Origin of the sequence: Frondihabitans sucicola, from assembly GCF_030296615.1 — a bacterium.
In the GTDB taxonomy this organism is placed as follows: domain Bacteria; phylum Actinomycetota; class Actinomycetes; order Actinomycetales; family Microbacteriaceae; genus Frondihabitans; species Frondihabitans sucicola.
Genome location: NZ_AP027732.1, coordinates 3940726 through 3967194 on the forward strand (window position 1 = coordinate 3940726; position 26469 = coordinate 3967194).

Consider the following 26469-nt stretch of genomic DNA (forward strand, 5'->3'; position numbering starts at 1 on the left):
CCCACATCGGACGGGCGAGCGACTCAGCTCATGACGCGAGCGACGACCGGAGCCTTCTCGCGACGCCGACGACGGATGTCGCTCGGCGTCTCTCCGAGCACGCGACGAATCGCCAGGGGCAGGATCACGCGCCGACGGCCGACGGCGGTCTTCCAGGTCAGGATCGCTCGGGGCGCGTCGGTCTCGCTGCTTCGGTAGTGCTCGAACGCCTGGTTCCACGGCTTCTTCGCCGCGAAGACCGAGTGGCCGCGCGGCGGGACGTCGCCCAGCCGGACGTGGCCCGAGACGTCGTCGGAGCCGGCCAGGAGCTCGACGTGAACGCCCTTGACGACGTGGTCGGTACGGTTCTCGACGCGCACGTCGTAGACGACGTAGCCCTTCTTGAACGACGTCGGCGCGAGGTGCTCGTGTGTCTTCTTGTCGAGGTAGTTGCTGAAGACGGTCACGACGAGCGGGGACTCCTGCCCGGCGAGGACGGGAACGGCCGCATCTTCCTGCTTCCGGAGCGAGCGCGCCGTGAGCCCCAGCGCGAGGGCCACCGGTGTGCCGACGACGAGAGCGCCGAACGCCTTGATCAGCGGTGCGACCATCAGAGAACCCCTCGAGAAGACATGTCCATACAAGAATCTTGCACCCGTTTACCCGACAGCTGGATCCGAGCTCCGGCGGGACTTGCCCGGGAGGCGACAAAACCGAGCCCCGTTTGTTGGACTTCTCCACGCCCTTTGGTCGACTCCTCCAGTGTTGAATGGATGGCGGCCGACTCGAACCAGGCACGATTCAAGGAGAACCACGCATGAAGCCCCTGCAGAACCGACGAGTCGCCGTGACCGGGATCGGCGTCGTCACGCCGTACGGAATCGGCGTGGACGCCTTCTGGAAGAGCCTCTTCGAACCCGCCGAACCGCTTGCGGTCCGCCGTGTCGACGAGGAGCAACTCGACGCGAGACGCCTCATGAGCCACAAGAACGCCAAGAACTCCGACATGGTCACCCGGATGGCCGTCGTGGCCGCCGACGAGGCCCTCCGCGACGCGGGCCTGCTCAAGATCGACCCCGACGCGCCGAATCCGTCGACGAGCGACACCGGCGAGCTGATCGACGGCATCGACCACGACCGCGTGGCCGTGTCCCTCGGCACGGGCATGGGCGGCGTCCAGACACTGGCCGAGCAGATCCTGGTCCTCGACCGCAAGGGCGAGCGCATGGTGTCGCCCCACCTGGTGCCGATGGTGATGCCGAACGCCCCCGCCGGCGCTCTGAGCATCCGCTACGGTCTTCGCGGCGTGGCGACGACCATCAGCACGGCCTGCGCCGCCGGCACCGACGGAATCGCCGCCGGCGCCCGCATGATCGCCCAGGGCACCGCCGACATCGTGGTCGCCGGCGGCACCGATTCCAGCCTCACCCCGGTCTGCCTCGCCGGCTTCGCCAACATGCGCGCGCTCTCGAAGACCGGGGTCGCCCGCCCCTTCGACCGCGACCGCGACGGGCTCGCCGCGTCCGAGGCGTCCGGCATCCTGATCCTCGAGCCGTTCGACGACGCCGTCGCCCGCGGCGCGCACATCTACATGACGATCGACGGCGCCGCCTCGACGGCCGACGCCTACCACGTCACCGCGCCGGCTCCCCACGGCACCGGCGCCGAGCGCACCATGCGCCTCGCCCTCGACGACGCAGGGCTCGAGCCGGCCCAGATCTCGCACATCAACGCGCACGGCACGTCCACCGGCCTCAACGACGCCGCAGAGAGCGAAGCGGTCGCGCGAGTCTTCACGACGAACCGCCCGGTCGTCACCAGCATCAAGGGCGTGACCGGCCACTCGTTCGGGGCCGCCGGCGCCGTCGAGGCCGTCGCCGTCGCACTCACGATCAAGAACAAGACGATCCCGCCGACCGCCAACCTCGAGCACCAGGACGAAGCGATCGACCTCGACATCCCCACCGAGGGCCGCTCGTGGGAGCCCGGCCCGGTGCTCTCGAACAGCTTCGGCTTCGGGGGCCACAACGGCAGCGTGGTCTTCTCTCCCGCTGTGTAATTTGTGCCCTTTCGCGACCCACTCGGCGCGGAGAGCGCCTCCTGGCCCACGAAACCGGGCTCCGGGGAGACCGACGGCGTGACGCCTCGCGACGGTGGCGGACCGGCGGCGCCCGAGGCCCTTACACTGACCGACGTGAGCACCCTTCAACGACGAGCGCGGGCCGAGAACCGCGCGTCGGCGATGGTGGCGCTGCTCCTGGCCCTGCTCCTCTACGCCTTCCTGCCCGGCGTCATTCCCGCGTGGCTTCGCTTCGGCGTGGCCGTCGTGGCCGTCGCGCTTCTGCTGCCGCGCCTGTGGGTGAACCCCATCCGCCTCCGCCACTCGTCCCGCTGGGCGCGAACGCTCGGCATCGGGCAGTCGTTCTTCCTCGTTGCGGCACAGATCGTGGCGCTCGGTCTCCTCGTGGTGCAGCTCGTCGGCTCCACGACCGATACGGCGCCGCGCCTTCTGCTCGGCGCCCTCCAGATCTGGGTGGTGGGCGTCATCGCGTACGGCCTGGTGTTCTGGCAGCTCGACCGCGGCGGGCCGATCGCACGGCGGGCCGTCGGCGTCGACGAGCACGACCATCCCGACTTCCGGTTCCCGCAGGAGGCCGAACCCGCGACCTTCCTGCCGTCGTTCGTCGACTACCTCACGCTCGCCCTGGCGAACTCGATCGCCTTCACACCCACCGCGACGATGCCGCTCACCAGCCGCGCCAAGATCCTGATCTCGGTCTCCTCGTTCACCGGGTTCGTCCTTCTCGGCGTGGTCATCGCCCGCGGGGTCGCACTGTTCATCTGAGGTGACAGGTAGTTCGAGGGGCGAACCATCGGCGTAGAGTGGGCCCATGGCCGATCAGACGTCCCTCATCCGCGCTGTCCGCGCGCTCGCCCGAGCCTCCCGCGTGGTCGAGCGCGCGTCCGACGGGCTCAGCTTCGCCGACTACCGCGTGCTCGCGGCCATCTCGTCGGGTGAGGAGCGCGCGTCGCGCCTCGCCAACCGCCTGGCGGTGGGCAAGCCGGCCATCAGCGCGACGGTCGACTCGCTCCACAAGCGCGGGCTGATCCTGCGCAACGCCGTCGAAGGGGATGCTCGAGCGACCTCGCTGGCGATCAGCGAGGAGGGTGCCGAGCTGTTCGCCCGAATGGAAGGCAGGATGGCGCGCCAGCTCGAACTCCTCGCGGATCGCACGGGCGATCCCGCCGGGGTGATCGCCTCGCTCGCGTCCCTCGGCGACGCCGTCGAGCAGGCCATGCAGGAGCGCGAGCGGAGGGTCGACGCGTGACGCCGCCCGCATCCGAGACCGGCAGCGGCGGGGCCGCCGGCGCAGCTACGACCGCAGAGCCCACCGCAGGCACCACCGCCCCGACAACGGAGGGCTGGGTCCGCCGGCTCTGGCGCTACATGCTGCGCCACCGTCGCAGCGTGGTCATCTCGCTCGTCGCCGCCCTCTTCGGCAGCCTCTGCCAGGTGCTCGTCCCGCTCGTCGCGCGCCAGATCGTCGACGGCGTGATCGTCGCGAAGACCTCCCCGCTCGTCCCCTGGCTCGTGCTGCTGATCGCGCTGGCCGCGCTCACCTTCGGCTTCACCTACCTGCGGCGCTACCGCGGCGGCCGGGTCGCCCTGGAGGTGCAGAACGACCTCCGCAACGACATGCACGACCACCTCCAGCGCATGGACGCGGCCTCCCTCGACCGCATGTCGACGGGGCAGCTCGTCAGCCGGGCCAACTCCGACTCCGCACTCGTGCAGGGCCTGCTCAACATGCTTCCGATCATGAGCGGCAACCTGACCCTGATGATCCTGTCGATCATCGTGATGTTCACGCTGGCGCCCGTCCTGGCGCTGGTCAGCCTGGTGATGGTGCCGGCTCTGGTGATCGTCTCGTACCGGATGCGCTCCAAGGTGTTCCCCGCCACGTGGGACGCCCAGCAGAAAGAGGGCGACGTCGCTCAGATCGTCGACGAGGACGTCAACGGCGTCCGCGTCGTCAAGGCCTTCGGCCGGGAGAGGCGTGAGGTCGAGAAGATGGCCGGCGTCGCCGGCGGCGTGTACGGGGCGCAGATGCGCTCCGTGCGGATCCAGTCGCGATTCCAGCCGATCCTCGAGGCGATCCCGACCCTCGGCCAGGTCGCCATCCTGGCCCTCGGCGGCTGGCTGGCCCTCCACGGCACCATCACGATCGGCACCTTCCTCGCCTTCACCTCCTACGTGGCCGCCCTCATGGCGCCGGCACGGCAGCTCGCCGTGGTCATCGCCATCGGCCAGCAGGCCCAGGTCGGTGTCGAACGCATCTTCCAGCTCATCGACCGGGAGCCCGCGATCCGCGACGCCGACGACGCCACCGGCCTCGGGCATCTCCGGGGCGACGTCTCGTTCGAGGGCGTCAGCTTCGGCTACGGAACAGAGCACCTCGCGCTCGACGGGCTCGACCTGCACATCCGAGCCGGCGAGCGTGTCGCCCTGGTCGGCCCGAGCGGCAGCGGCAAGTCGACCGTGGCGCAGCTGGTCGCCCGTTTCGCCGATCCGGAGCACGGGCGCGTGCTGGTCGACGGGCACGACCTGCGCGCCGTCACCCTGCACTCCCTCCGGAGCGGCATCGGGATGGTCTTCGAAGAGAGCTTCCTGTTCTCCGACACGGTCGGAGCGAACATCGCCTACGGCCGTCCGGATGCCACCCCGGACGAGATCCGGCACGCCGCGTCCGTCGCCCGGGCGACCGGGTTCATCGAGGCTCTGCCGCGGGGCTACGACACGGTCGTCGGCGAGCGCGGACTCAGCCTCTCGGGCGGCCAGCGGCAGCGGATCGCGCTGGCCCGCGCGATTCTGTCCGATCCCCGCATCCTGATCCTCGACGACGCCACGAGCGCCATCGACGCCTCGACCGAGCAGTCGATCCACGAGGCCCTGCGCGGCGAGCTGGAAGGACGCACCGTTCTGCTCATCGCGCACCGCGAGTCGACTCTGCACCTGGCCGACCGCATCGTCGTGCTCGAGCACGGCCGCGTGGTCGACGAGGGCACCCACGACGAGCTGGTGGCGTCGAGTGCCGTCTACCGCGCCCTCATCACGGGGCTCGACGACGACGAGACCGACGACACCGCTGCCCTCCGGGCGGTCGGCGACATCGACGCCCTGGCCAGGGCGACCTCGGGCGGCACCACCGTGAGCGCCTGGGATCAGGAGTCGCCGGGCGGCGCCGGACGCCCGCGCGCCGCGAGCCCGGCCGGTGGGTTGGGCATGGGCCTCGGAGGCGGTGGCGGCAGGGGCGGCGGCCGAGGCATGGCGTCGTTCTTCGCTGCCACTCCCGAGCTGCTCGCGCGAGTGGCGGCTCTCGGGCCTATCCGCGACAAACCCGCCATCGACCTCGACCGGGAGACCACGCAGGATCGCGACTTCTCGCTCGGGACGATCCTGCGCGAGTTCCGAAAGCCCCTCCTGCTCGGCCTCGTCTTCGTCATCATCGACGCGGTCGCGGGTCTGATCGGTCCGTATCTGGTCAAGACCGGCATCGACGGCGGCGTCCAGAAAGGCTCCGAGATCGTCCTGTTCGCGGCCGCCGGCGCGTTCCTTCTCGTCACGCTCGCCGACCTCGCCGACGGAATGGCCGAGACCTTCGTGACGGGGCGTGCCGCTCAGCGCATCATGCTCAGCCTCCGCATCCGCATCTTCGCGCAGTTGCAGCGACTCTCGCTCGACTTCTACGAGCGCGAGATGGCCGGCCGCGTGATGACCAGGATGACCACCGACGTCGACCAGTTCGAGTCGCTGATCCAGAACGGACTCCTCTCCGCGCTCGTCTCGATCGTCACCTTCGTCGGGGTCGGGGTCGCGCTCGTGGCGATCGATACGGAGCTCGGTCTCCTCACGCTGTCGGTCGTCGTGCCGCTGGCCGCGGCGACGGTCTGGTTCCGCAGCCGCTCGTCGCGCCTCTACGACGAGGCTCGGGAGCGCATCGCGATCGTCAACGCCGACTTCCAGGAGAGTCTCTCCGGCGTGCGCGAGTCGCAGGCGTTCGTCCACGAGTCGGTGACCATGGAGCACTTCCACGGTCTCGGGCGCCGCTACCTCGACTCGCGGATCGCGGCCCAGCGACTGGTCGCGACGTACTTTCCGTTCGTCCAGTTCCTGTCCGGCATCGCCGACGTCATCGTCCTCGGCGTGGGTGCCACGCTGATCGCGTCGGGGCATCTCACCTCGGGTGCGCTGATCGCCTTCCTGCTCTACATCGACATGTTCTTCTCCCCCATCCAGCAGCTCTCACAGGTGTTCGACTCCTGGCAGCAGACGCGCGTCTCGGTGTCGCGGATCAGTCAGCTGATGGCCCTCGAGACGTTGACTCCCGAGCGGCAGGATGCCACGCGACCCGAGCGGCTCACCGGCGCGCTCCATCTCTCGGGCGTGCGGTTCTCCTATCCGGCGGTCGTCGTGCCGGGTGGCTCGGCCGAGCGTCGAGGGCCGTCCGACGTGCGCTCGATCGTGATCGCCGACGAGCTCCCGGCGAAGCCTCCGGAGGCTCTGCACGACATCGAGTTGACCGTCGAACCGGGCGAGACGGTCGCCCTCGTGGGCGAGACGGGCGCGGGCAAGTCGACGATCATGAAGCTGCTCGCCCGCTTCTACGACCCCGACGAGGGCGCCGTCCTCGTCGACGGCCACGACGTGCGCGACCTCGACCTCCACGGCTTCCGCACGCAGCTCGGCTACGTGCCGCAGGAGGCCTTCCTGTTCACCGGCACCATCCGCGACAACATCGCCTACGGGCGCGCAGCGGCGACGGACGCGGAGGTGGAGGCTGCCGCCAGGGCGGTCGGAGCGCACGAGTTCGTCAGCGAGCTGCCCGGCGGCTACCTCCACGAGTTGTCGGAGCGCGGGCGCTCGCTCTCGGCGGGGCATCGTCAGCTGATCGCGCTGGCTCGAGCCGAGCTGGTCGATCCTGCGATCCTGCTTCTCGACGAAGCCACCTCCAACCTCGACCTCCTGACCGAGGCGCGCGTCACCGAAGCGATGCAGAATGTCGCGGAGGGCCGTACGACCGTCGTCATCGCGCACCGCCTTCAGACGGCGCGCGCCGCCGACCGCATCGGTGTCCTCGACGGCGGCCGGCTCGTCGAGCTCGGGACGCACGAGGCCCTCGTCGAGGCGGGCGGGCGCTACGCGGCCATGTGGGACGCCTACGAAGCCGTGGACGCCCCTTGAGCGCGATTCGACGACAGCTGTCGGTGACTCATCGCCGCGGGCGCGTAACCGGGCGGTAACGACCGGACGGTAGAATCGATCCGACGGGAAGGACACAGCGGCGCATGGCGACGGGAACACAGGCCGACGAGGCGAAGCCGGTCGCGACTGCGAACGCTGGGGGTCGTCGTCGAACCATCGGCCTGTGGGACCGCGTCCTCATGAGCGACATCGGCCTGGTGAAGCTCCTCGCCGGTGGCCGCGTGCTGTTCTGCGTGCCGGCGGGCATGGCGGCGGGCTTCGCCATCGCGGGCCTCTTCGGGCTTCCGCCGGTCGTCGGTCTCATGCTCGGGGCGCTCCCCGCGTTCCTGACCTGCTTCGTCGTCGTCGACGAGAAGGCGTCGCGGGTGGCCGCCCGGTCGGCAGCGCTGCTCGTCCCCTTCGTACTGGCCCTGTTCTGCAGCATCGCGCTGCGCGAGTTCCGTGTCCTCGAACTCGTCCTCATCGTCCTCCTGCTGTTCGTGCAGTTCTACTCGTCGCGGTTCGGGGTCTGGGCCGGCGACTTCGGCGGCGGGCTGTTCGCGGCGTACCTCTGCGGGCTCCTCCTGCCGCTGCCCCTGGCGTCGTTCCCCTCGCTCGCGCTGATCTTCACGATGTCGATGGCGGCGACCATCGCGATCCGCTCGATCCTGTTCCATCCCAACGCCTACCGCTCGCTGTCCAGGGCCCGCCGCGCCTTCGTCGGCCGGCAGACCCGCGTCCTCGAAGCCGCCGCCACCCTCCTCGAGGCGCCTGCCGATTCGAACTCCGAGCGCGACGCGGCGACTCTGCAGCGTCGGCGGCGGCAGTCGCACGAGGCTTCGCTCATCACCGACGGCCTCCTGGCGAAACCCGGCTCGGGCCCGACCGGTGTGCGGGCCGAGCAGCTGCACACGCTGCTGTTCGACATCGAGCAGACGGTCGACGGCCTGGCCCGCGTCGCGGTCGATCTCGCCCAGGGCGACACACCCGCTCCCGTCCGGGCCCGGATCGCCGCGGCCATCGAGCTCGTCCTCGACGAGTCGGGGCGCGCCGGTGACCGTGCCGCCGCCGAACTGCTGGCCTGGGCAGACTCCGAGCCGATCGTCGCGACCGATCCCCGCTGGGCGCACGCGGTCAATCGCACGGCACTGCTCCTGTCCGACCTCGCGAGCTCCTCAGCCGGCTGGAGCTCCCTCCGAAAGACGCTGCCCACGAGCGGCGAAGGGGTGCCGTTCCAGTCTCCCGTCGTCCTGGTGGGCGGCCGGCCCGCCGGCGCCGGGCCCATCCTCGACGCCGAGATCGCCGGGGGCGGGATGTCGGGCCCGTGGCGTCGGGTCCGCGTCTCGCCGCCGCTGCGCACCGCGATCCAGGCGGCCGTGGCCGTCGCCATCGCCGAGCCGCTGGCGTTCCTCGTCGACGGGCAGCGGTTCTACTGGGCCGTGATCGGCGTCATGATCGTGCTCGCCGGCACCAACTCCACCCACGACCGGCTGCGCAAGGTGGCCAGCCGCGGCATCGGCACGGTCATCGGCGGCGTGATCGGGATCGCGCTCGTCGACCTCCTCGGCACGACCCACGTGTGGTGGACCTTGGCCATCGTGATCGTGTCCCTGACCCTCGGCATGTACGGCTTCACGAGGTCGTACGTCTTCTGGGTCGTCGGCCTCGTCGTGACGCTGTGCCAGGTGTACGCCTACTCCGGCCAGTTCACCGACACGCTGATCGTCTACCGCCTCGCCGAGAACCTGCTCGGGGCGCTGATCGGCGTCGGCGTCAGCCTCGTGATCCTGCCCGTCGCGACCGGCGTCATGATCAAGCGGGCCGTGCTCCGGCACCTCGCCACCGTGCGCTCCTTCCTCGAGTCGGCCAGCGCCCTCGAGGGCGGCGCCGACGCGGCCGCGCGACTGCGCACCGCGTCGCGAGCCGTCGATCAGGCGACCTATCAGCTCGAGGCCGTGCTCAAGCCCATGGTGCGATTCCCGACGGGCGGCGGATCGCGTCGCGACGACCAGCTGCTGACCGTGCTCCGCGGGGTCGCGGGAAGCCTCAGCGGCATCGCGTACCGCGGCGAGCGCAACGACACGATCGACGGCGAGAAGGCCGAACGCCTGAGCGAGATCGTCTCGGTCATGGTCAGGTCGGTCACCGCTCTGAGCGAGGCCGTCGCCGGCGCGAACGGCGGTGTGTGGCAGAGCTCCGCGGCGCTCCTGGCCGACCTCGACGGCACTCTCACCGACAGCGCCGACGACATCCTGCTGAGCTATCGCGTGCACGCGCTGGTGCGGGTCGACGAAGCCCTCGCGAGCCTGGCGACGTCGTCGGGCATGACGGTGGAGGGCACCGACGCGCAACCCGACCTCAGTGCCCGCCGCGCTCTCAACTCCGCCGGGCACGTCCGGCGCCGCTTCGACGACCAGCGACACGCACCCGCCAACTGAGCCCAAGAAGGCACCGATGACGTCGACCGATCCCGTACCGCTGCCGGACTACGCCGGCGAAGCCCCCGGTCACGGGGTCGAGAGGGTCGACGTGGTGGTCGTCGGCGCCGGCCTCGCAGGTCTCACGGCGGCCCGTGCCCTGACCGCCCGCGGCCTCGCGGTCGTCGTCGCGGAGGCGAGCGATCGGGTCGGCGGGCGCACCAAGGCCCGCGAGGTCGAAGGCTCCCTGGTCGACCTCGGGGGCACCTTCGTCGGGCCTACTCAGGATCGCATCATCGCGCTGGCCGACGAGCTCGGCCTCGACCGATTCGCCACCTTCGACGCCGGCTCGAACGTGATCAGTTGGCGCGGAGCCATCAAGCACTACCGCGGCACCATCCCGCCGATCGGGCCCATCGGCCTCGCCGACATCGGGCGGATCCAGTTCGAGATCGATCGCCTCGGACGCGGCATCGACACCGCCCACCCGGAGCGTTCTCCGCACGCGGCGAAATGGGACTCCCACTCGCTCACGTCGTGGCTCCGCTCGATCCACGCTCTGCCGAGCTCGCACACGCTGATGAGTATCGTCTCGGGGACGACCTGGGGCTGCGAGCCGGGCGAGATCTCGTTCCTGCAGGTGCTCCGCTACATCGCCATGGCCGGGGGCATCAGCCGAATGCTCGACACCGCCGGCGGCGCCCAAGAAGAGCATTTCCGGCAGGGCTCCTGGCAGGTCTCGGCCCGCATGGCCGCCGAGCTGGGCGACCGCGTCCGCCTCGCGACACCGGTGACCGCCGTCGACTGGACCGATGACGGCGCGGTGGTGACCGCGGGCCCGGCGCGCTTCCGTGCCGCACGGGTCGTGCTCGCCGTGCCGCCTGCCCTCCGCGCGCGGATCGCCTTCTCCCCCGCCCTCCCGACCCCGTACTCCGCGCTCACCCAGCGCTGGCCGCAGGGCATCCTCTCGAAGGCGTACGCCGTCTACGAGCAGCCGTTCTGGCGAGACGCCGGGCTGAGCGGGCAGGCTCTGGCCGACACCGGGCCGGTCACGATCACGTTCGACGCGTCGCCGCACGACGGCTCGCGAGGCATCCTGCTCGGCTTCATCGGAGGCGACCACGCCAGGCACTGGGACGCCCTGCCTCCCGCGGAGCGCCGGATCCAGGCGCTGTCGTCGTTCGCGGAGGTCTTCGGCGAGAAGGCGCTGACGCCGCTCGGCTTCACCGACCAGCTCTGGGCCGCCGAGGCGTGGACCGGAGGCGGGCCGACCGCAGCGCCCGCCGTGGGCACGGTCGTCTCGACGGCGCCGTACCTGCGCGAACCCGTCGGTCCGCTGCACTGGGCCGGGACGGAGACCGCCGAGGCGTGGACCGGATTCATGGACGGCGCCGTGCGGTCGGGCGAACGCGCGGCTCGCGAGATCCTGCGGGCCCTTCGCCCCTTTGCCGAGGTGGCGCCGTGACCTTCCAGGCCTCGCACACCCGCCTCACGACCGCCTCGCCCGAGTCCGTCTGGACGCGCTGGACCACCGCCGCCGACTGGGCCCCCGACGACCCCGGCACCGAGTGGGCCGTCTTCGACGGACAGGTCGCAGCGGGCGAGACCGGTCACGTGAAGAGCGCCGGATCACCGGCGCAGCGATTCACCTTCACGCGCGTCGAGCACCACGCGGCGATGGACCTCGCGATCGCGCTGCCCGGCGGGCGCCTCGAGATCCTGCACTCCCTGGCGGAGACCCCCGCTGGGCTGTCGGTGACCCACGGGCTGCTCATCACCGGGCCGCTGTCCGGCCTCTACGCCGCCGTCGTCGGACGCGCGCTGGCACGGGAACTGCCGGAGGTCGTCCGGCTCGTGACGCTGCACGCGCTTCGCGCCTGAGCGAGCGCACGACCCACGGCACACACGGCCCACGGTGAAAGGAGAGTCACGCCCTAGCGGACGGAGCGCACCCGCAGCACGCAGAGCGCTCCGGCGATGGCCGCCGCCCCGGAGAGGACGAACAACCAGACGAAGCCGCCGGTCGACGCGACGACCAGGGCCCCGACCAGCGGCCCGATGTTCTGCGGCACCGCCACGGCGATGTTCATGACGCCGAGGTGGCGGCCGCGGGACGTCGCATCGGGCAGGACGCCGGTGGTGAGAGCCTGATCGACCGACAGGAAGACCCCCAGCCCAGGCCCAGCAGCGCCGCCCCGACGAGCGCCGTCGTCGGCGACGGGAGGAGCGCGAGCAGCAGCGCCGCCACACCCTGCGCGATCCCGCCGACCACGACGAACGGCCTCCGCAGGTCGAGGCGATCCGACAGGGCCCCGCCGAAGACCGCCACCACCAGCGTGACGGCCACGTAGATCAGGACGGCCGTGACGAGGAAGTCCTCCGGATCGCCGATGTGCAGCGCGAACCCGAAGTAGTAGAGCAGCAGGGCGGTCCCGAGGGCGTTGCCGAGGTAGATGAGGATCCGCGAGGCCAGAGCCCAGCCGAAGTCGGGGAACTCCCGCAGTCGGAGGCTCCGGCCCCGGCCGCTCACGCGATGGGCCTGCAGGACGGCATCGCGGTCGGCGCGGCTCAGCGGAGCGTCGCGCAGGCGCACGACGAACGGAGCACAGAAGACGACCAGCAGGATCGCGATCACCAGGTACCCGGTCGACTGCCCGGTGAAGACGAGGCCGACGAGCACGACGCCGAGAACGGTGCCGATGGCGTTCGGCGCGGCCACCCAGGTCGAGACCACGCCGCGCTGCGGAGCGGGGACCTGATCGCTGACCACGGCGGTGAGGGCGGCCGACGCGGCACAGAAACCGATCACCGCCAGGGCCCAGAGCACCGTCTCGGTCACGAGATCGTGCTGCAGCCCGAGCAGCGCGAGCGCCACGGCGAACATCAGCACCCCGCCGGCGATCCACGGCCGGCGCCGGCCGAACCGCGAGACCGTGCGGTCGGACAGCGCCCCGGCGATCGGGTAGGCGACGACAGCGAGCGCGCCGCCCACGCCGGCGACGATCCCGAAGGCCACGACCGTGGGGATCCAGTCGAGCGAGGCGGCCGACACCCCCGTCGTCGCGCTGACCTGCGTCGGGAGGAGCACCTGCAGCGGCGCGAGCTGCGCCATCCACAGGCCGAGCCAGGCACCGCCGAAGCCGACCAGGAAGCGGCCCCCGACGCGCACCGTCGGTTCCGCGCTGGACGCGGTGGCCGGAACCCGCACTTCGGGACTGCTCATGCTCGGAGCGTAGCGAGCGCACGCGTGATCCTGCGTTTCCGACGCGTGAAGTTTGCCGGTGGTTCCGCCCCGGGCCTCGGCCCCGCCCGCCCCTACCTCTGCCCCCGGGCCCCGCCCGACCGCACCTCTGCCCCCGGGCCCGAAATCGAAGGGGATTCTCGATCCGGCGAGGGTGCGGAGCCGGACGGAGGGGGTGCGGGCGAAAATCCCCTTCGATTTCGGGCGAGGGCGGGGCGGGGCGGGCAGGGCGGGCGGGCAGGGCGGGCAGGGCGGGCAGGGCAGGGCGGGCGGGGCGGGCAGGGCCGGGCAGGGCGGGCGGGGCGAGCAGGGCGGGCAGGGCGGGCAGGGCCGGGCGGGGCGGGCAGGTCGATGCATTTGTATGCAAACGGGAATGGGGGCAGGATCACGACGGTTGCAGCAGACATGAAACGCATCGGATTCCTCTCGTTCGGGCACTGGCAGGACGTCCCCGGGTCGAGGACCCGCAGCGCCGGCGACGTGCTGAACCAGACCATCGAGCTGGCCGAGGCCGCCGAGGAGATCGGCATCGCGGGCGCCTATGTCCGCGTGCACCACTTCGCCCGGCAGCTCGCCTCGCCCTTCCCCCTGCTCGCCGCGATGGGCGCCCGCACCAAGACGATCGAGCTCGGCACCGGCGTGATCGACATGAGGTACGAGAATCCGCTGTACATGGCCGAGGAGGCCGCCGCCGCCGACCTCATCAGCTCCGGACGACTCCAGCTCGGTGTGAGCCGCGGATCACCCGAGACCGCCCAGGCCGGCTACGAGTCGTTCGGCTACGTCCCCGCCGACGGCGACACGGACGCCGACCTGGCGCGTCAGCACGCCGCGGTGTTCCTGGCTGCGATCGAGGGAGCCGGCGTGACCCGCGCGAACAGGCAGATGACCGGATCGGACGGCTACCTGCCGATCCTGCCCCAGTCGCCGGGCCTCCGCGACCGCATCTGGTGGGGGTCCGGCACCCGCGCCACCGCCACCTGGGTGGCCGAGCAGGGCATGAACCTGCAGTCGTCGACGCTCCTCATCGAAGACACCGGGGTGCCGTTCGACGAGCTGCAGGCCGAGCAGATCGCGCTCTACCGCGACGCCTGGCGGAAGGCCGGATGGGAGCGCGAGCCGCGCGTGTCGGTGAGCAGGAGCATCCTGCCCCTCATCGACGACGAGTCGCGCCACTACTTCGGTCTGCGCGCAGAGGTCGACTCGCACGACCAGGTCGGCAGGATCGACGGTCCCGACCTCGCGAGATTCGGCCGGTCGTTCATCGGCGAACCGGAGAAGCTCGTCGAGGAACTCGCCCAGGATGCCGCCGTCGCGGCCGCCGACACCGTGCTGGTCACGGTCCCGAACCAGCTGGGTGTCGCGTTCAACGCCCGCCTGCTCGAAGCTGTCCACGCCGTCGGCGCCGAACTCGGTTGGTCGACGCCCGAGCCCGCGGTCGTCTGACCCTGACGCGGAACGTTTTCGACACCGGATCCGGCGTCGGGAGGAGCCGACGCGGGCGCTACGGCGACCGGACGTCGACCGTCGCACCGGTGCGGACGGACTCCTGCGCCCCGAGCACGACGGCCAGCGTGCGCAGCCCGACCGCGATGTCGGGTTGAGGCCGAGCGCCCGCGCGCACGGCGTCGAGGAACGTCGCGATCATCGCCTCGTCGAAGTTCGGCCCGTAGGGCAGGATCCGCGCGGCTCCGGTCGCAGCGTCGATCCCGCGGACGCTCGGCCCGAAGAAGTCGACGTCGACGGTGCCGGAGGTTCCGGCGACCGACAGCGTCAGGCCTCCCCAGATGGGCGAGGTGTCGGGTCGACTCCACGAGCAATCGATCGCGGCGATGACCCCGTCGGCGTAGGTGAGCGTCACGAGTCCGGACGTCTCGGCCTTCGCGCGCGACGTGTGCAGCGTGCTGTTGGCGACGGCGGTGACCGACGCGACGGGAACCCCGCGCAGGGCGTCGAGCAGGTCGGCGATGTGCACGACGTGGTCGACGATCGCGCCGCCGCCCGCGAGCTCCGGGTCGGTGAACCAGTCGCGCGACAGGGGCAGCATCCCGTTGTTGCTCCCCGGATCGCGAAGACGTCGCCGAGGGCTCCGCCTTCGTACGCGGCCCGTAAGCGCTCGAAGGCGCTGGCGAATCGGACGGGGAACGCCATCATCAGCGTCACCCCGGCGCGCTCGACGGCGTCGCGCATGGCGATGCCGTCCGCCCAGGTGGTGGCGAGCGGCTTCTCGCAGAGGATCGCGGCACCCGCGGAAGCGGCCAGCTCGACCAGCTCGCGGTGCCTGGCGTTCTCACTGGTGACGATCACCGCGTCGGGGCGCCAGGCGAGGAGGTCGTCGTAGCTGTCGGCGTAGCCGACCCCGAGACGATCCGCGAGCTCGCGACCGCGGAGGTCGCCGAGGAAGCCTCGGGCGACGCCGGAGAACCGTCCGGATCGGACCCGCGCACCTCCACGCCCGGGAGGTCACGGAGGGCCGTCAGATACCCGATGGCGTGGGTGTGAGCGAACGACATCACGGCGACGCGCAGGGCGCGATCCGGCTCGATCATTCAGTGCACCGCGCCGTCGGGGAACTCGGGGAGGTCGACCGGCTGGCCGGTGTCGAGCGAGGTCAGCGCCGCGTTGGCCAGTGCGACGGCGACGAGCCCGTCGTGGGCGCTCACGCGCGGCGCCGGGCCGCCCGCGAACGCTGACGCGAAGTCGCGCAGCTCGAGGTAGTAGGGACTCTCTGCCGGATCGATCGGCGGCAGCAGCCCGTCGGCCGCCTCGGGCGACTCGAGGTCGGCGGTGTAGTTCTGCTCGGCGAGCGAGGAATGAGCGAGGGTTCCCCGGGTGCCGGTGACGGAGTACTCGGTCGCGAAACGCAGGTGCGGCGGACCCCAGGTCCCGGCGACGTGGCTGATGGCACCGGACGCGTGGGTCAGCAGGACGTGCGCCGCCTCGACCGGATGGGCTCCTTCGTCGCGGCGGATCGAGACGGCGGACACGCGGACGACCTCGCCGGCCACCCACCGGGCGATATCGAGGTCGTGGATCATCTGGTCCATGATGATCCCGCCCGACAGGGAGCGGTCGCCGAACCAGCGCGTCCGGGTGGGGAACGAGCCGGATCGGGAGAAGCGCAGCACGGCGAGCTCGCCGAGAAGCCCCGCATCGACAGCTTCTTTGAGCCGGACGTACTCCGGGAAGTAGCGGACCACGTGCGCCGGGTAGAGCTGGACGCCTCGGGCGGCCGCGCTCTCGACGAGGTCGCGGGCATCGGCGTCGGTGCGCGCCAGCGGCTTCTCGGAGATGACGTTCTTGCCACGGGCGACGGCCCTCTTCACGATGTCGTGATGGGTGTGCGTGGGGGTCGCGACGTCGACGAAGTCGGCCACGGCGAGGAGGTCGTCGAGGGTGTCCGCGACCTCGCCCCCGTGCTGCGCCACCAGGTCGTCGGCTCCCACCGGGGAGTAGACGACCACGCGCGCACCGATGCGCAGAAGGCCCGGCAGGTGGGCGTGGGCGATTCCGCCCGCTCCGATGAGGCCGATGGTCGGCGCACCGTCCTTCACGAGAGCCCCCTCGCACCGGAGAGAAGCGGAGGCTCGAGGAGGAGGGAGGCGCCGATGAGTCCGGCGCCGTCCCCGACGAGGGACTGCTCGACGCGCGGCGGAGAGCGCCAGCCGAGGCGTGACGCGATCCCCTCGCGCAGCGGTACGAGCAGACGGTCGCCGGCCTCGCCCAGCCCGCCGCCGATGACGATGGCGCTCGGGTCGAGCACGGCGGCGAGACCGGTCAGCCCGACCGCGAGAGCCTCGACGGCATCGCGCCAGATCGCGGCAGCGACGGGGTCGGAGTCGAGGGCGGCCGTGATCTCGCGGGCCCCGCCCGGGAGGACACCCCGGCGGCGCGGTACCGGCGCGCGATGGCGCTGGCCGAGGCGTACACCTCGACGCAGCCGCGCTGTCCGCAGGTGCACAGCTCCCCGTCGGGAACGACGGGGACGTGGCCGAACTCGCCCGCACCGCCGGTCGCCCCGGTCACGAACACACCGCCGGTGACGATCGCGGCCGAGATCCCGGTGCCGATCGGCACGAAGACGAAGTCGTCGCCGTCACGCCCCGCAGCGACGCGCGCGGCCCGCTCGGCGCGGGCAGCGGCCCGGCCGTCGTGTTCTAGGGCGACGGGGACTCCGAAGCGCTCGGCGAGGAGATCGACGATCGCCACGTCGGTCCAGCCCAGGTTCGCGGCGAAGATCACCGAGCCGCGAACGCTGTCGACCAGCCCCGGCGAGGCGACGCCGATGCCGGTGAGGCGGTGGCCGCCGGCGGACACGGCGTCGGCCAGCTTGCCGATGAGCTCGACCGTGGCCGCGAGCGGCGAGCCCTCCGCGCCGAAGGTCGGCACCGTCGCCCGTTCGAGGACGATCCCGCTGGGACCGAAGGCGGCTCCCTTGATGGTCGTACCGCCGATGTCGACCGCGACGATCGCGGAATCGCCCGGGGCTGCCTCGAACTGACGGTCGCTCATGCCGCCACCCTAGCGCCGACGACCGCGCGTCCCGCGCGCCACCACGAACGGTTCCACAGACCGGCCGTCACGGCCCGCCGAGCGGTCGCGACCGGCCCGCCGAGCGCTTCGGGGGTCTCGGATCAGACCGAGGCACCCCGGAAGGAGGACGCCGTCAACTCGACGGACCGGAGACGGTCCGCGATGAGCGGCGACTGGTGCGCGACGATCAGCTCGTCGGCCTGCGCGTCTTCCGCGAACCAGGCGAGATAGGAGGCGACCTCGTCCGGCGTGCCGACGGCGGCGTACTTCATCATGTTGGCGATCTGGCGACCGTTCTGCGTCGTCAGGAAGATGTCGATCTGTTCGTCGGTGTACTCGGGCGACGAGGGCGTCCGCGAGATCATGCCGCGGACGCGCGTGCGTCGCATGTCGTCGAACTGCGCTTGGGCGTCGTCGTGCGAGTCGGCGGCGACGACGTTCACGCCGGCGATCACGTGCGGCGCCGAGAGCTGCTCGGACGGCGTGAACTCGCGACGGTAGAACTCGACGGCCTGGTGCAGGGTGTCAGGCGCGAAGTGCGAGGCGAACGCGTAGGGCAGGCCGTACGCGGCCGCCAGCTGAGCCCCGAACATCGAGGACCCCAGAATGTAGAGGGGCACGTGGGTTCCGCGGCCGGGCGTCGCGCTGACTCCCGCGACCCGCGACTCGTCGCCGAGGTAGGCCTGCAGCTCGAGGACGTCTTGGGGGAAGGACTCCGCCGACATGGCGTCACGGCGCATGGCGTGCATGGTGACCTGGTCGCTGCCGGGAGCGCGACCCAGGCCGAGGTCGATCCTGCCCGGGTACAGCGACGCGAGGGTGCCGAACTGCTCGGCGATCGTGAGCGGCGCGTGGTTGGGCAGCATGATGCCACCGGCTCCGAGACGGATCGTCGAGGTCTTGCCCGCGACGTGCCCGATCAGCACGCTCGTGGCGCTCGACGCGATCGTCGCCATGTTGTGGTGCTCGGCGTACCAGACGCGCTCGTAGCCGTTCGCCTCGCCCGCGCGGGCCAGGGCGACGCTGTTCTCGAAGCTCTGCGCCACCGTCTCTCCGGGGGCGATGGGGGCGAGATCCAGGATCGAGAGTGCAGTGGTCATGCAGGACGCAACACCGGGAGCGGCCCCGGTGTTCCCGACCGACGCCTGTAGCCTTTCGGCATGCCTGCGCGTCTGACGATCCTCGACGACTACCAGTCGGTCGCCCTCACCTCGGCCGAGTGGTCTCGCGTCTCGACCACGTACGAGATCGACGTCGAGACGGAGCACATCGACGCGGAGGACGCCCTGGTCGAGCGCCTCGCCGACAGCGAGGTCGTCGTCGCGATGCGCGAGCGCACGGCTTTCCCCGCCGCCGTGCTGGCCCGGCTCCCGAAACTGAAGCTCCTGGTCACCACCGGGATGCAGAACGCATCCATCGACGTGGCTGCCGCCGCGGCCCAGGGCGTCGTGGTGTCGGGAACACAGGGGTCGGGGCGCGAGGTGGCCGAGCTGACGATGGCGATGATCCTGAATCTGGCGAGAAACGTCATCGCGGAAGACCGCAGCATGCACGAGGGCGGCTGGCAGCACACGATCGGCGTGCGCCTCGAGGGCAAGAGGCTGGGTCTCGTCGGGCTCGGCAAGCAGGGCGCCTGGGTCGCAGAGCTCGCGTTGGCGTTCCGCATGGAGGTCGTCGCCTGGAGCCCGAACCTCACGCCGGAGCGAGCCGCCTCGCACGGTGTCACGGCCGTCGACAAGGAGGAGCTCTTCGAGACCTCCGACTTCGTCTCCGTGCACGTTCCGCTGACCGAGGACACCCGCGGCCTGATCGGAGCGGAAGAGCTCGCGCTCGTGAAAGACGGCGCGTTCCTCGTCAACACCTCGCGCGGGCCGATCGTCGACTCGGAGGCGCTTCTGATGGCGCTGATGGTCGACACGCTCGCCGGTGCCGCCCTGGACGTCTACGACGTCGAGCCGCTGCCGGCGTCCGACCCGCTCCGGAAGCTCTCGAACGTGATCCTGCTCCCCCACATCGGCTACGTGACGCGCGAGGTCTACGCCACCTTCTTCGGCCAGGCCGTCGAAGACGTGCTGGCCTTCCTCGACGGCTCCCCCGTCCGCACCCTCTGAAAGGCCCGTGCCGTGTCATTCGTGTTCCCGCCGGCCCCGACCCCGTCGCTCGGCATCGCCGACTCCGACGAGCTGTTCCCCGTGCGGAGGATCCTCTGCGTCGGCCGCAACTACGCCGACCACGCGCGGGAGATGGGCAGCGACCCGGATCGTGAGCCGCCATTCTTCTTCGCGAAGCCCGCCGACGCGATCCTGCCGGCCTCCGGCACCGTGCCGTACCCGACCCTCACGGCGCAGCTCGAGTACGAGATCGAACTCGTCGTCGCGATCGGCGCCGGCGGCACCTCGATCGACCCGGCCGCCGCGCTCGACCACGTCTGGGGTTACGCGGTCGGGGTCGACCTCACGAGGCGCGACCTCCAGCAGCAGGCGAAAGACACCCGGCGACCGTGGGACGTCGCCAAGGGGTTCGACGCGTCCGCACCGGTCACGCCCGTCGTGCCGGCGGCGGCCGTGCCGTCGGTGTCGAACGGGCGCATCTGGCTCGCCGTCAACGGCACCGTGCAGCAGGACGGCGACCTGCGCGAGCTGATCTGGCCCGTCGCCGACATCGTGGCGGCCGCCTCCCGCGCCTGGGCCCTCGAACCGGGCGACCTCCTCTTCACCGGCACGCCCTCGGGCGTCGGCCCGGTCGTGCCCGGCGACGTCGTGAGCGGCGGCGTCTCCGGCGTGGGAGAGTTCTCGTTCACGATCGGCTCGATCCCCGCCTGACCGACCGCTCCGGGCTGTCATCTGGGCACGACCGACCTCGGAGGAACTACTCCCGGGGAGACAGGACGCAGAACTCGTTGCCCTCCGGGTCGCGCAGCACCACCCAGCGCACGTCGGGCCCCTGCCCGACGTCGGCCAGCGTCGCACCGCGGGCCAGGAGGGCGTCGACGTCGGCCTTCTGATCGTCGTCGGGACCGGGCGCCAGGTCGATGTGCAGCCGGTTCTTGAGCGTCTTCTCCTCGGGCACCGGCACGAAGACGAACCCCGGCCAGCGCTCGACGGCCGGCGTCTCGGGCTTCGGGAGCTCGGGCGCGAACGGCGGTGAGATGACGACCTCGTCATCCGCGTCGTACACGATCGGCCAGGAGAGCGTCTCCGCCCACCAGGCCGCTTGGGCTTTCACGTCGTGGCTGTCGACGACGATGCTGTACCACCGCAGAGTCATGCCCTGTTTCTACACCTGTCGCCGCGAGGAGCGACGACCCGGGCGGATCGGGATCACCGGATGGTGGTGGTGACATCGACGAGGCTCGGGGCGGCGGGGGCAGAGCCGAAGCCGAAGCGAACGGGTGGCCAGAGGCGAGCGAGGGCCCCGAGATCCTGCCCCTCGAAGCGCGCCTCGAGCGACGACACGCGCCGGGCGAGAGTCACCCCGTAGAACTCGCGGCGGCCTCCGCCCGCGGTGCCTGCCGTGGCCGAGCCGGGCACCAGGATCCGCGCCACCGGGTCGATCAGCCGCAGCCAGCCCGGCCGTGTGGCGAGCCCTCGCGGCACCGCGCGCAGCAGCATGCCGAGCGCCGAGACGGGTCCGACGGCGAGCCGCAGGTCGAGGACGTCGGCGGCGGGCGGGCTGCCGACCGGCGGGGCACCGACGGGCGCAGAACCGGTGGACGCCGTCCGGACGGGCGCGCTGCCCGCCGTCACGCGGAGGCCGCCGGCGATCTTCCGCCAGGCGACGTCGAGTACCCGCACCTCGTCGAACGTGTACGTCGCGGCGATGAAGTCGGCCGCCTCGACGGAGGGGGCGAGCAGGATCCTGCGCCCCTCGGGGGTCTCGACCATCACGTCGGTGATGCCGCCGAGCGGTGACTCGCGCCACATGCCCACCACGAACCGGGTGCCGGACGTCGTGCCGACCCCGGCGATCCGTCCGATGAAGCGCTGATCCGTCACGCCCTCGACGCTACGCGCCGCCGCTGGGCCCCTCTCGGAGGGTGCCGAGGGCGGCGACGGACTCTTGCAGGGCGACGGCCACGGGGCCGAGCTGCTCGGCCGTGACATCGGCCTGCCAGGTGAAGCGGACGGCGGTCTGCGCCACATCCGGCGGGTAGCCGAGGGCCGTCAGGACGTGCGACGGCTCGTCGCTCCCGGCCGCGCAGGCCGAGCCGCTCGACGAGACGATGCCGCGCCGTTCGAGTTCGAGCAGGATCGCCTCGCCGCTCGTCCCGGGGAAGACGAACGACGCGTTGGCGGGCAGGCGTGCGGGCGAGCGAGCCGGCACGGGCGAGGCACCCCGCGCAGGTCCGACGCCCGCCCCGGTGAGCCGAGCGAGCGGCACCCGCCTCAGCACCTCGGCCACGAACGCGTCGCGCGCGACGGTGGCTGCGGCGGCTCGGACCTCGCGGGACGCCTCCGCGAGACCGACGGCGACCCCGAGCGCCACGGCGCCGGCCACGTTCTCCGTGCCGGAACGCCTCCCGCGCTCCTGACCGCCGCCGTGGATCAGGGGCTCCAGCGGTAGCCGCCCCGCGACGAAAAGTGCTCCGATCCCCTTGGGCGCGCCGACCTTGTGACCCGAGAGACTCAGTGCCTGGACCCCGAGCTCGTGCACCCGGGTCGGCAGCCAGCCCGCGGTCTGCACGGCGTCGCTGTGGAACGGGATCCCCAGAGCAGCGCTCACGGCCGTGAGGGCCGCGAGATCCTGCACCGTCCCGATCTCGTTGTTGGCGTGGGCGAGCGTGACGAGCGTCGTGTCGGGCCGCAGCACCGCCTGGAGCGCGGCGGGCGTGACCTCGCCGGCCGGGTCGAGCGACACGTACGACACCTCGAACCCGTGGAGCCGCACGAGGTAGTCGACGGACTCGAGAACGGCCTCGTGCTCGATCCTGCTCGTGACGAGGTGGCGTCCTCGCGGGTCGCCGAGCGCGATGCCCTTGATCGCGAGATTGTTCGCCTCGGTGCCGCCGGCTGTGAAGACGACCTCGCCGGGCCGGCCGCCCAACCAGTCGGCGACCCGGGCGCGCGCGGTGGCGAGTGCGCGGGCGGCGGACTCGCCTACCGTGTGGTGGCTCGACGGGTTGCCGAAGTCGCCCGTCAGGTAGGGCCACATCGCCTCGAGCGCCTCGCGGCGGACGGGGGAGGTGGCGGCGGCGTCGAGATAGAGCACGACCGCTGCGTCAGACCGCGGCGAAGCCGGTGGCGAATCCGGCGCGCCGCCCCGAGCGCACGTCGATCGCCACGTCGAGCCCGAGATCGAGCGACCGAACGCTGTGCGTCAGCGCTCCGACCGAGATGAGATCGACACCGGATCGCGCGATCGCCGCGACGGTGTCGAGGTTCACTCCGCCGGACGCCTCGACGAGCGCGCGGCCGGCCACCTGGGCGACGCCTTTCACTAGGTCGTCCGGCGCGAAGTTGTCGAGCATGATCGTGTCGATCCCGGCGGCGAGGACGTCTTCGATCTGATCGAGACGGTCGACCTCCACCTCGACGTGCGTCGTGTGCGACAGCTTCGCCTTCATCGCGACGAGCGCCTCGGTCGTGGTCAGGCCCTGGGCGAGCAGGATCGCGAGGTGGTTGTCCTTGACGAGGACGGCGTCGCTCAGCGAGAACCGGTGGTTTCGTCCGCCTCCGGCGACGACCGCGTCGCGCTCGAGAGCGCGAAGCCCGGGAGTCGTCTTGCGGGTGTCGACGATCTGGGCCGAAGTCCCGTCGGTGAGGGCCACGTAGCGCGCGGTCAGCGTGGCGATGCCGGAGAGTCGCTGCAGGAGGTTGAGGGCGATGCGCTCGGCCCGCAGGATCGACCGCGCCGATCCGCGAAGGACGGCCAGCGTCTCCCCCGCCGAGAAAGGCGATCCGTCGGCCGAGAGCACCTCGACCTCGACGAGCGGGTCGACCTCGCGGGCCACCGCCAGCAGCACGCGGACGCCGCTGAGGACGCCGTCCTCCCGGGCGACGACGGACGCCGTGGCCGTGGCCTCGGCCGGGATCAGCGCCTCGCTGGTGACGTCGCCCCAGGGCGCGTCCTCGCGGAGGGCGGCGCGGACGACTTCGGTGATGGCGTCATCGGTGAGCATGTTCGGGAACCTCTCGTGCCCACGACAACGCGCGGGCGAATTCTTCGTCGGGGACGGGGAAGTCGGAGCGGAAGTGCGCGCCGCGCGACTCCTCGCGGGCCAGGGCGCCCTTCACCACGAGGCGCGCGACGTCGAGGAGGTTGGCGGTCTCGAGTGCTTCGACGGTGTCGGCGGTCGGGCGCCCCGCCGCGGCGAGGCTCTCGGCGGCGAGTGCCAGCCGAGCGCCGCTGCGCTCGACGCCCGCGGCGTCCCACATCAGCCGCTGGAGATCGGAGCGCCTGATCACGGGACCGTCGCCGGAGACCGCATCCGGCGTCTCGCCACCCCGGCTCTCGGTGTCGGGCAGCTCGTCGGCGCCGATCGCCTCGATCGCCCGCCAGCCGAAGACGGCGGCCTCGAGCAGAGAGTTGGAGGCGAGCCGGTTGGCGCCGTGGACGCCGGTCGAGGCGACCTCGCCCACCGCGTACAGCCCGGGCAGCGACGTGCGGCCCAAGAGGTCTGTGCTCACGCCACCCATGAAATAGTGGGCCGCCGGGGTGACCGGGATCGGGTCGACGGCCCAGTCGAGGCCGGCCGCGCGAGTCGCCGCGGTGATGGTCGGGAAACGGGACTCGAGCGTCTCTCGGCCGATGGCCGTGGCATCGAGCAGCACCGGAAGACCGGCCTGCCGTTTCATCTGGTCGGCGATGCCCCGTGCGACGATGTCGCGCGGCGCCAGCTCGGCGCGCCGATCGACACCGGCCAGGAAGCGGCGGCCAGCGGCGTCGAGCAGGACGGCGCCTTCGCCCCGCACCGCCTCCGACACGAGGAAGCTGCCGGGCACCGCGAGCGCCGTCGGGTGGAACTGGTAGAACTCGAGGTCGTCGACCCGCGCTCCCGCGCGCCAGGCGGCGGCGAGGCCGTCACCGGTCGCGCCCGCGGGGTTCGTGGTGAACTCGTAGAGCTGACCGGCACCGCCCGTCGCGAGGACGACGGCGTCGGCGCGCAGGAGCGTGCGCCCCGCTCTCGGGTCGAGCAGCAGCTCGACGCCGACCACGCGGGGTTCCCCGAGGTCGAGACGACCAACTCGGTGACGAAGGCGTGCTCGACGATGCGGACCCGCGAAGAGCGAAGGCGCTGGATGAGCGCCTCGACGATCGCGCGCCCGGTGGCGTCACCGCCGGCGTGCAGCACCCGGGCCCGGCTGTGCGCCGCCTCGAGCCCGCGAGCCCAGCCCCCGGGACCGGTGGGACCGGTGGGACCGGTGGGGCCCGTGGGCGGCGCGGGCGGCGTCGGACCGGCCGGTCCGGGTGCCGCTCGGTCGAACAGCACGCCCCAGCGCACGAGGTCGTGGATGCGGAGGGGACCGTCTTCGCAGAGCGCTCGGACCGCCGCGAGGACGGACACGCCGGCGCCGGCCACGAGAGTGTCTTCGACGTGCAGGTCGACCGTGTCGTCGTCGAAGACCGCCGCTGCGATGCCTCCCTGGGCGTAGCGCGAGTTGCTGTCGTCGAGGGCGCCCTTCGTCACCAGCGTGACTCTGTGGCCGAGCGCGTCGGCCCGGAGCGCGGCGGTCAATCCGCCGAGCCCCGATCCGACGACGAGGATGTCGCGAGGCACCTGCATCAGACCGACACCGTGTGGTTCGGTTTGGCGGCGAGCATGCGCTCGAGCGCCAGGCGGGCGGGCTCCGCGACGTCGTCGGTGACCGTGATGCGGTTCAGCACCTCGCCCGGACGGTCGGCGGTGCCGATCAGGGCCTCGAGGGCCCAGGCGATGTACCCCGGGTGGATCCGGTACATCGTCGAGCAGGGGCAGACGACCGAGTCGAGGCAGAAGATCGTGTGCTGCGGGTACTCGGCGGCCAGTCTCTGGACGAGGTTGATCTCGGTTCCGATGGCGAAGGTCGATCCTGCGGGCGCGGCCTGGATCGCCTTGACGATGAAGTCGGTCGAACCGGAGGAGTCGGCGGCGTCGACGACGGGCATCGGGCACTCGGGGTGGACGATGACCCGCACGTCGGGATACTCGGCCCGTGCTCTCGCGATCTGGTCGACGGTGAAGCGCTTGTGGACCGAGCAGAAGCCGTTCCAGAGGATGACCTTGGCCTCGTCGAGGGCCTCGGCGTCGTTGCCGCCGAACGCCTTGCGCGGGTTCCACATCGGCATGCGCTCGAGGGGGACGCCCATGGCCTTCGCCGTGTTGCGGCCGAGGTGCTGGTCGGGGAAGAACAGCACGCGGCGCCCGCGGGCGAACGCCCACTCGAGCACGGTCTCGGCGTTGGACGAGGTGCAGACGATGCCGCCGTGACGCCCGCAGAAGCCCTTGAGGTCGGCGGCGGAGTTCATGTACGTCACCGGGATCACGGGCACGAGGCCGTCGGCGTCTTTCGCCTCCATGTCGCCGTAGAGCCCTTCGAGCTGCTCCCAGGCGGCCTCGACGCTGTCGATGTCGGCCATGTCGGCCATCGAGCATCCCGCGGCCAGGTTCGGCAGGATCACGGCCTGCTCGGGCGTCGAGAGCAGGTCGGCGGTCTCGGCCATGAAGTGCACGCCGCAGAACACGATCGCTTCGGCCGAAGGCGACGCCTTCGCCTTCACGGCGAGTTGGAAGGAGTCGCCCACGTAGTCGGCGTACTGGACGACCTCGTCGCGCTGGTAGAAGTGGCCGAGCATCAGGACCCGGTCGCCCAGGATCTCTTTCGCCGCGAGGATTCGCCGGTGCAGTTCGTCGGCCGAGGCCTCGCGGTACTCGAGCGGGATCTCGCCCTGCAGCGGCGAGCTCTGCGGGATCGCGTCGAACATCGACGAGCCCGGGCCGTAGGAGGGAATGCCGACGTCGAATGTCCACGGCGCCTCCCGGAGGTCGGTGGTGCAGACGTCGCCCGGCGCTTCACCGTTGGTGATGCGACGGATCGTGGTGTCGACGGAGGTCATGGCTTCCGGCTTTCTGTCGTGAC

The 26469-nt window shown here is 71.5% G+C and carries 25 protein-coding genes and 2 pseudogenes; 10 read left to right on the top strand and 17 right to left on the bottom strand.

What is annotated here, in order from left to right; all coding sequences use genetic code 11:
- Nucleotides 1-23: 23 nt before the first annotated feature.
- Nucleotides 24-590 (bottom strand): hypothetical protein, encoded by a 567-nt coding sequence (locus tag QUE79_RS20230; RefSeq protein ID WP_286344633.1) that lies wholly within the window; start codon nt 588-590, stop codon nt 24-26.
- Between the two features lie 206 nt (nt 591-796).
- Here QUE79_RS20230 and QUE79_RS20235 point away from each other — a divergent pair, with 206 nt between their 5' ends.
- From QUE79_RS20235 to QUE79_RS20265, 7 genes are all read left to right on the top strand, one after another.
- Nucleotides 797-2038, top strand: coding sequence for a beta-ketoacyl-[acyl-carrier-protein] synthase family protein (locus tag QUE79_RS20235; RefSeq protein ID WP_286344634.1), 1242 nt, complete (start codon nt 797-799; stop codon nt 2036-2038).
- A 135-nt stretch (nt 2039-2173) separates the two neighbouring features.
- On the top strand, nt 2174-2824 hold the full coding sequence (locus QUE79_RS20240; protein ID WP_286344635.1) for a hypothetical protein: 651 nt from the start codon (nt 2174-2176) through the stop codon (nt 2822-2824).
- Nucleotides 2825-2870: 46 nt separating this feature from the next.
- On the top strand, nt 2871-3308 hold the full coding sequence (locus QUE79_RS20245) for a MarR family winged helix-turn-helix transcriptional regulator (RefSeq protein WP_286344636.1): 438 nt from the start codon (nt 2871-2873) through the stop codon (nt 3306-3308).
- Nucleotides 3305-7222 carry an ABC transporter ATP-binding protein gene (locus QUE79_RS20250; RefSeq protein WP_286344637.1) on the top strand — a complete coding sequence of 1306 codons (3918 nt, stop codon included), beginning with the start codon at nt 3305-3307 and terminating at the stop codon, nt 7220-7222. Before QUE79_RS20245 ends, QUE79_RS20250 begins: the two co-directional genes overlap by 4 nt.
- 104 nt (nt 7223-7326) lie before the next feature.
- A complete protein-coding gene (locus tag QUE79_RS20255; RefSeq protein ID WP_286344638.1) occupies nt 7327-9660 on the top strand; it encodes an FUSC family protein in 2334 nt (777 codons plus the stop codon).
- A gap of 16 nt (nt 9661-9676) precedes the next feature.
- Nucleotides 9677-11104 (top strand): flavin monoamine oxidase family protein, encoded by a 1428-nt coding sequence (locus QUE79_RS20260; RefSeq protein WP_286344639.1) that lies wholly within the window; start codon nt 9677-9679, stop codon nt 11102-11104.
- Nucleotides 11101-11520 carry an SRPBCC family protein gene (locus QUE79_RS20265; RefSeq protein ID WP_286344640.1) on the top strand — a complete coding sequence of 140 codons (420 nt, stop codon included), beginning with the start codon at nt 11101-11103 and terminating at the stop codon, nt 11518-11520. The genes QUE79_RS20260 and QUE79_RS20265 overlap by 4 nt, the downstream gene beginning before the upstream one ends.
- A gap of 53 nt (nt 11521-11573) precedes the next feature.
- On the opposite strand, the gene QUE79_RS20270 is transcribed toward QUE79_RS20265, so the two are convergent.
- A complete protein-coding gene (locus QUE79_RS20270; RefSeq protein ID WP_286344641.1) occupies nt 11574-11729 on the bottom strand; it encodes a hypothetical protein in 156 nt (51 codons plus the stop codon).
- The gene (locus QUE79_RS20275; RefSeq protein ID WP_286344642.1) at nt 11726-12862 is read right to left on the bottom strand and encodes an MFS transporter; all 1137 of its coding nucleotides are present in this window, start codon (nt 12860-12862) and stop codon (nt 11726-11728) included. Before QUE79_RS20275 ends, QUE79_RS20270 begins: the two co-directional genes overlap by 4 nt.
- A 423-nt stretch (nt 12863-13285) precedes the next feature.
- On the opposite strand from QUE79_RS20275, the gene QUE79_RS20280 reads away from it, so the two are divergent.
- A complete protein-coding gene (locus QUE79_RS20280; protein WP_286344643.1) occupies nt 13286-14326 on the top strand; it encodes an LLM class flavin-dependent oxidoreductase in 1041 nt (346 codons plus the stop codon).
- A 58-nt stretch (nt 14327-14384) separates the two neighbouring features.
- Here the strand turns inward: QUE79_RS20280 and QUE79_RS20285 are convergent, their stop codons facing one another.
- The 7 genes and pseudogenes from QUE79_RS20285 to QUE79_RS20315 all read right to left on the bottom strand — a co-directional run bounded on the left by QUE79_RS20285 (nt 14385) and on the right by QUE79_RS20315 (nt 18513).
- Nucleotides 14385-14927, bottom strand: a complete 543-nt coding sequence (locus tag QUE79_RS20285) for a Gfo/Idh/MocA family protein (RefSeq protein ID WP_286344644.1) — start codon at nt 14925-14927, stop codon at nt 14385-14387.
- Nucleotides 14928-15082: 155 nt separating this feature from the next.
- Nucleotides 15083-15208 (bottom strand): annotated as a pseudogene (locus QUE79_RS20290) (Gfo/Idh/MocA family oxidoreductase); the annotation flags it as partial.
- On the bottom strand, nt 15184-15429 hold the full coding sequence (locus QUE79_RS20295; RefSeq protein WP_286344645.1) for a hypothetical protein: 246 nt from the start codon (nt 15427-15429) through the stop codon (nt 15184-15186). The gene QUE79_RS20295 and the pseudogene QUE79_RS20290, both read right to left, overlap by 25 nt.
- A complete protein-coding gene (locus QUE79_RS20300) occupies nt 15430-16434 on the bottom strand; it encodes a Gfo/Idh/MocA family protein (protein WP_286344646.1) in 1005 nt (334 codons plus the stop codon).
- Nucleotides 16431-16736 carry an ROK family protein gene (locus QUE79_RS20305; RefSeq protein WP_286346792.1) on the bottom strand — a complete coding sequence of 102 codons (306 nt, stop codon included), beginning with the start codon at nt 16734-16736 and terminating at the stop codon, nt 16431-16433. The genes QUE79_RS20300 and QUE79_RS20305 overlap by 4 nt, the downstream gene beginning before the upstream one ends.
- The gene (locus QUE79_RS20310) at nt 16658-17392 is read right to left on the bottom strand and encodes an ROK family protein (protein WP_286344647.1); all 735 of its coding nucleotides are present in this window, start codon (nt 17390-17392) and stop codon (nt 16658-16660) included. The genes QUE79_RS20305 and QUE79_RS20310 overlap by 79 nt, the downstream gene beginning before the upstream one ends.
- 122 nt (nt 17393-17514) lie before the next feature.
- Entirely contained in the window at nt 17515-18513 is a 999-nt protein-coding gene (locus QUE79_RS20315) for an LLM class flavin-dependent oxidoreductase (protein WP_286344648.1), read from the bottom strand.
- Nucleotides 18514-18573: 60 nt separating this feature from the next.
- Here QUE79_RS20315 and QUE79_RS20320 point away from each other — a divergent pair, with 60 nt between their 5' ends.
- Both QUE79_RS20320 and QUE79_RS20325 read left to right on the top strand, forming a co-directional pair.
- Nucleotides 18574-19524 carry a D-2-hydroxyacid dehydrogenase family protein gene (locus QUE79_RS20320; RefSeq protein ID WP_286344649.1) on the top strand — a complete coding sequence of 317 codons (951 nt, stop codon included), beginning with the start codon at nt 18574-18576 and terminating at the stop codon, nt 19522-19524.
- A gap of 12 nt (nt 19525-19536) precedes the next feature.
- Nucleotides 19537-20235, top strand: a complete 699-nt coding sequence (locus QUE79_RS20325; RefSeq protein ID WP_286344650.1) for a fumarylacetoacetate hydrolase family protein — start codon at nt 19537-19539, stop codon at nt 20233-20235.
- Between the two features lie 46 nt (nt 20236-20281).
- Here the strand turns inward: QUE79_RS20325 and QUE79_RS20330 are convergent, their stop codons facing one another.
- The 7 genes and pseudogenes from QUE79_RS20330 to nadA all read right to left on the bottom strand — a co-directional run bounded on the left by QUE79_RS20330 (nt 20282) and on the right by nadA (nt 26446).
- A complete protein-coding gene (locus QUE79_RS20330) occupies nt 20282-20680 on the bottom strand; it encodes a VOC family protein (RefSeq protein ID WP_286344651.1) in 399 nt (132 codons plus the stop codon).
- Nucleotides 20681-20733: 53 nt separating this feature from the next.
- Nucleotides 20734-21408 (bottom strand): hypothetical protein, encoded by a 675-nt coding sequence (locus QUE79_RS20335; protein ID WP_286344652.1) that lies wholly within the window; start codon nt 21406-21408, stop codon nt 20734-20736.
- A 10-nt stretch (nt 21409-21418) separates the two neighbouring features.
- Entirely contained in the window at nt 21419-22621 is a 1203-nt protein-coding gene (locus tag QUE79_RS20340) for a cysteine desulfurase family protein (RefSeq protein WP_286344653.1), read from the bottom strand.
- 10 nt (nt 22622-22631) lie between these two features.
- Nucleotides 22632-23531: a carboxylating nicotinate-nucleotide diphosphorylase gene (nadC, locus tag QUE79_RS20345; RefSeq protein ID WP_286344654.1), complete on the bottom strand. Its 900-nt coding sequence runs from the start codon at nt 23529-23531 to the stop codon at nt 22632-22634.
- Entirely contained in the window at nt 23518-24567 is a 1050-nt protein-coding gene (locus QUE79_RS25895) for an L-aspartate oxidase (protein ID WP_350271597.1), read from the bottom strand. Before QUE79_RS25895 ends, nadC begins: the two co-directional genes overlap by 14 nt.
- A gap of 74 nt (nt 24568-24641) precedes the next feature.
- A pseudogene (locus QUE79_RS25900) lies at nt 24642-25136 on the bottom strand (FAD-binding protein); the annotation flags it as partial.
- On the bottom strand, nt 25136-26446 hold the full coding sequence (gene nadA, locus QUE79_RS20355) for a quinolinate synthase NadA (RefSeq protein WP_286344655.1): 1311 nt from the start codon (nt 26444-26446) through the stop codon (nt 25136-25138). The gene nadA and the pseudogene QUE79_RS25900, both read right to left, overlap by 1 nt.
- Nucleotides 26447-26469: the final 23 nt, after the last annotated feature.

Coding starts and splice junctions, on each gene's coding strand:
- QUE79_RS20330 (WP_286344651.1), bottom strand. CDS start 20,680: ATGACTCTGCGGTGGTACAGCATCGTCGTCGACAGCCACGACGTGAAA.
- QUE79_RS20270 (WP_286344641.1), bottom strand. CDS start 11,729: ATGAACATCGCCGTGGCGGTGCCGCAGAACATCGGGCCGCTGGTCGGG.
- QUE79_RS20230 (WP_286344633.1), bottom strand. CDS start 590: ATGGTCGCACCGCTGATCAAGGCGTTCGGCGCTCTCGTCGTCGGCACA.
- QUE79_RS20245 (WP_286344636.1), top strand. CDS start 2,871: ATGGCCGATCAGACGTCCCTCATCCGCGCTGTCCGCGCGCTCGCCCGA.
- QUE79_RS20320 (WP_286344649.1), top strand. CDS start 18,574: ATGCCTGCGCGTCTGACGATCCTCGACGACTACCAGTCGGTCGCCCTC.
- nadA (WP_286344655.1), bottom strand. CDS start 26,446: ATGACCTCCGTCGACACCACGATCCGTCGCATCACCAACGGTGAAGCG.
- QUE79_RS20315 (WP_286344648.1), bottom strand. CDS start 18,513: ATGACCACTGCACTCTCGATCCTGGATCTCGCCCCCATCGCCCCCGGA.
- QUE79_RS20310 (WP_286344647.1), bottom strand. CDS start 17,392: ATGAGCGACCGTCAGTTCGAGGCAGCCCCGGGCGATTCCGCGATCGTC.
- nadC (WP_286344654.1), bottom strand. CDS start 23,531: ATGCTCACCGATGACGCCATCACCGAAGTCGTCCGCGCCGCCCTCCGC.
- QUE79_RS20275 (WP_286344642.1), bottom strand. CDS start 12,862: ATGAGCAGTCCCGAAGTGCGGGTTCCGGCCACCGCGTCCAGCGCGGAA.
- QUE79_RS20255 (WP_286344638.1), top strand. CDS start 7,327: ATGGCGACGGGAACACAGGCCGACGAGGCGAAGCCGGTCGCGACTGCG.
- QUE79_RS20280 (WP_286344643.1), top strand. CDS start 13,286: ATGAAACGCATCGGATTCCTCTCGTTCGGGCACTGGCAGGACGTCCCC.
- QUE79_RS20295 (WP_286344645.1), bottom strand. CDS start 15,429: ATGATCGAGCCGGATCGCGCCCTGCGCGTCGCCGTGATGTCGTTCGCT.
- QUE79_RS20285 (WP_286344644.1), bottom strand. CDS start 14,927: ATGCTGCCCCTGTCGCGCGACTGGTTCACCGACCCGGAGCTCGCGGGC.
- QUE79_RS20235 (WP_286344634.1), top strand. CDS start 797: ATGAAGCCCCTGCAGAACCGACGAGTCGCCGTGACCGGGATCGGCGTC.
- QUE79_RS20260 (WP_286344639.1), top strand. CDS start 9,677: ATGACGTCGACCGATCCCGTACCGCTGCCGGACTACGCCGGCGAAGCC.